The following is a 3,193-nucleotide window of genomic DNA, read 5'->3' as shown; positions in this document are numbered from 1 at the left end:
TTCCTTTTTGATTATCGCATAATTCACTATACTTTTCACCAATTTTATTATATGCAAAAAAAAGTAGTATATGAGTTTTCTTTGATTAATGAAGGTAGTTTAGTGCTAATTTCTGCTAATTCTATTGATGAATTAGCACTAAAAGCTTTAGAATACAAGTCTGAAGCTGTGCTTCCTCTTTCAAAATTATTCTTAGTCCATCTATTATTATCTGCAAAGCTAGATGGTAACTCGGATAGTTGTTGTAATATTTCTTGTGTAGTACCTACTACCGGTTGACCATTAATTAACATGTTAAACTATTAAAATTAATTAATCATATTGTAATAAAATTATATATCATTGTCAATTTTTTAATAGCCTTAATGCCGACAACCGCTACCGTGAACGTGAGGAGGATGAAGTTTTATGTGCTTTAGCATCTTTTTAAGGAGTGTATCACGCTTAAGTTTTGATAAATGATCTAAGAAAGTTTTGCCGTTTAAATAATCTATTTCATGCTGAATCACTGTGGCTAAAAAGCTTTCTGCTTCTAATTCTTGTTTATTACCGTTATAATCAAGATACTTTACCTTGATTGCTTTTGAGCGTGTAATAGATGCTTCAATGCCCGGAAACGATAAAGAACCCTCAATAAAAGTTTGTTTTTCTTCAGAAAAATAAGTTATTTCCGGATTAATAAAAACTATAGGTGATGATTTATTATTTTCATGTAGATCAACTACCGCTATACGCTTTAATATTCCAACCATATTAGCACCGAGGCCCACTGCTCTTTCTATATGCAAAGTCTGAAGCATTTTATCTACAATAGTACGAATATTATCATCAACAACGTCTATATATTCTGCTTGTTTTTTAAAAATATCGTTGGGTGCATAAACTATTTGATAGTAAGGCTTATCTTGATTCATTAATATACTCCGGATAAATAAAGAGTTATTTTGGTATTGCTAAATAAAGATAAATGTCGTCATTGCGAGCAGGTGTTGTTGCGTAGACCGGTTTATGTCATTCCCGCGTAGGCGGGAATCTAGAAAAATAACTTCAATATTACTACAGAATATAAAAATTTGTTTTTATATGGCTGGATTCCAGCCTACGCGGGAATGACATTGGTTAGGCTTTTCGATCCATGCAACAACGTCTCCTCGCAATGACGTAGCTTTTTCAAACCATCAATATTTATTTAGCAATTCCTATTTTATTACGATAGCTGACAATATATTCTCATTATAAGGTTCTTGCAAGTGAAATGAGCGTCTTTTGCTTGGGTATTTTAACGGATTTGTGTAAGTATCTTCACCAATATTTTTTATATCTTTAACGCCTGCTTCTTTAAGTTTTAACTCTACAAAAGCCGGTAAATCAAACATATAATGATTTTCTTTTATTGAGTTTATAAAAAACTGTTTATTGTTAATATCCTTACTTAGGAAAGCTTTATAATATTCCTCATCAACCTCATACGAACTTTGAGCTATAGCAGGACCTATCACTGCTATTAAATTCTTTGCTCCTTTTTCTGTCATTTTAGTAACTATATTACTGATAATATTATTTATACTTCCTTTCCAACCAGCATGCGCTGCTCCGATTATTTTACCGTCGCCACTTGCAAGTAGTACCGGTACACAATCTGCTGATTGTACCGCTAATACTAAATTTTTTTTAGTTGTAATGCTTCCGTCTGCGTCAGGTACGGCAATTATAGAATCATCAGCATTAACAATTTGGTTGCCATGCACTTGATTTAAAATTAAAATATCTTGTGCTTTAAAATAAGTAGTAATAGATTTCTTGTTTTCAACTATTTCTGTTTCATTTATAGAGTTATTTTTTTTTATATATCTATGACTAGAATTATTGAATGTTTTATCAAAAATTTTATAATAAATTGATTCGTTTATTAATCCTTTCATGAAAATGCCCCATATTAATTATAATAGTTTTATCAATACCTTATCCAACCGTTTACAAAAAAATAAACAGTTGGAAAAAATAATAGTACAATTTTACCAAGACTATAACCTAATTCCTATTATAGGCGTAGAAATAGAGTTTTATTTAAGTCCCAATATTGATATAGCTAAATTTGAAATACTTTCAAGAAAATACTTAGCTAGATTTAAAATTTCTAAAATAAAAAAAGAAAAAGGTAATAACCAATTTGAAATAGACCTCCCTCCTTCTGCAAACTTAATACAATATATAAAAAATATATTGGAGGTTAAAACTATTTTAAAAAAAATGGCACAGCAGTTAAACGGTTATATAGATTTTTCTCCTAAGCCGTTTTTAGATGATTATGGTAGTAGCATGCATTTTCATATTAATTTTAATTCCGAGTTCAATGATTATTACATAATTTTAGCAGCACAAGGGCTATGTCACTATATGTTAGACACCCTACTCGCTTTTATGCCAACTACTCTAGATTATTCACGGATAAATAAAAAATTTATGGCTCCTACGCATATATCATACGGTGGAAATAACAGAAGCGTAGCCGTACGAATTCCAAATTCTTTTCCTAAACGTTTAGAACATCGGTTATCTTCTCCCGAAACTGATCCGTATATAGCAATTTTTACTATTTTAAAATCAATATTATTGGCTTTAAAATCTCCTAATTCTCTCCAAAAAATAGAAAAAATTTACGGTAATGCTTTCGATCCGCAATATAATTTAACTCCATTACCGACATCATCTCAAGAGAGCTTTATGTTATTTAAAGCGGAGTTTTTTAAATAATTTGTATTTTAAATCTAAAAAATAATTGTTTTTTTACAACTAAAATAAAGATTGATATAAAGTTTTAAATATAAAACTGCCGAAATTGTTTCAATTAATTATTTTATTTTTGTAAAACTAAATACTTATGAAGTGCTTTAAGCTGCACTTCACTCTATATTTTCATAATTTTTCATTAGATAATTAAATTCTGCACCATAGATAAATATCATATTTATAATATAGAAGAATATTAATGTAACTATTATACTACCAAGGGAACCGTACATTAAATTTAATTGGTTGTAGTAGACTATATAAGTTGAAAGCAAATAGCCGCTTATTATCCATAATATCACGGTTAATAAAGCTCCTGGGAATACATCAACGAAATTTAATTTTACATTAGGTAATATATAATACAAAGACGAGGAACCTAAAAACAATAAAATTAAAATTA

Annotated in this window: 5 protein-coding genes; 2 read left to right on the top strand and 3 right to left on the bottom strand. The window is 29.2% G+C overall.

Annotated features, from left to right (window positions below; translation table 11 throughout):
* A partial coding sequence (locus AC1Z7D_RS06680; protein ID WP_482603055.1) for a hypothetical protein occupies positions 1–279 on the top strand: 279 nt, incomplete at its 5' end.
* A gap of 83 nt (positions 280–362) precedes the next feature.
* On the opposite strand, the gene def is transcribed toward AC1Z7D_RS06680, so the two are convergent.
* On the bottom strand, positions 363–914 hold the full coding sequence (def, locus tag AC1Z7D_RS06675; protein WP_482603053.1) for a peptide deformylase: 552 nt from the start codon (positions 912–914) through the stop codon (positions 363–365).
* 285 nt (positions 915–1,199) lie between these two features.
* A complete protein-coding gene (pgeF, locus tag AC1Z7D_RS06670; protein ID WP_482603051.1) occupies positions 1,200–1,922 on the bottom strand; it encodes a peptidoglycan editing factor PgeF in 723 nt (240 codons plus the stop codon).
* Between pgeF and AC1Z7D_RS06665 the strand changes: the two genes are divergently transcribed.
* A complete protein-coding gene (locus AC1Z7D_RS06665; RefSeq protein WP_482603049.1) occupies positions 1,921–2,754 on the top strand; it encodes a type I glutamate--ammonia ligase in 834 nt (277 codons plus the stop codon). The two genes, pgeF and AC1Z7D_RS06665, sit on opposite strands and share 2 nt — an antisense overlap.
* A 149-nt stretch (positions 2,755–2,903) precedes the next feature.
* Here AC1Z7D_RS06665 and AC1Z7D_RS06660 read toward each other — a convergent pair.
* Positions 2,904–3,193 (bottom strand): YihY/virulence factor BrkB family protein (locus AC1Z7D_RS06660; protein WP_482603047.1); only part of this gene is annotated, 290 nt, incomplete at its 5' end.

This window comes from Rickettsia sp., from assembly GCF_965035265.1.
Note: the sequence above shows the minus strand (reverse complement) of the source record. Positions and strands in the feature narration are given on the sequence as shown.

Bases quoted from the DNA above. Each gene is read 5' to 3' on its own strand.
- AC1Z7D_RS06665 (WP_482603049.1), top strand. From the start codon at position 1,921: ATGAAAATGCCCCATATTAATTATAATAGTTTTATCAATACCTTATCC.
- def (WP_482603053.1), bottom strand. From the start codon at position 914: ATGAATCAAGATAAGCCTTACTATCAAATAGTTTATGCACCCAACGAT.
- pgeF (WP_482603051.1), bottom strand. From the start codon at position 1,922: ATGAAAGGATTAATAAACGAATCAATTTATTATAAAATTTTTGATAAA.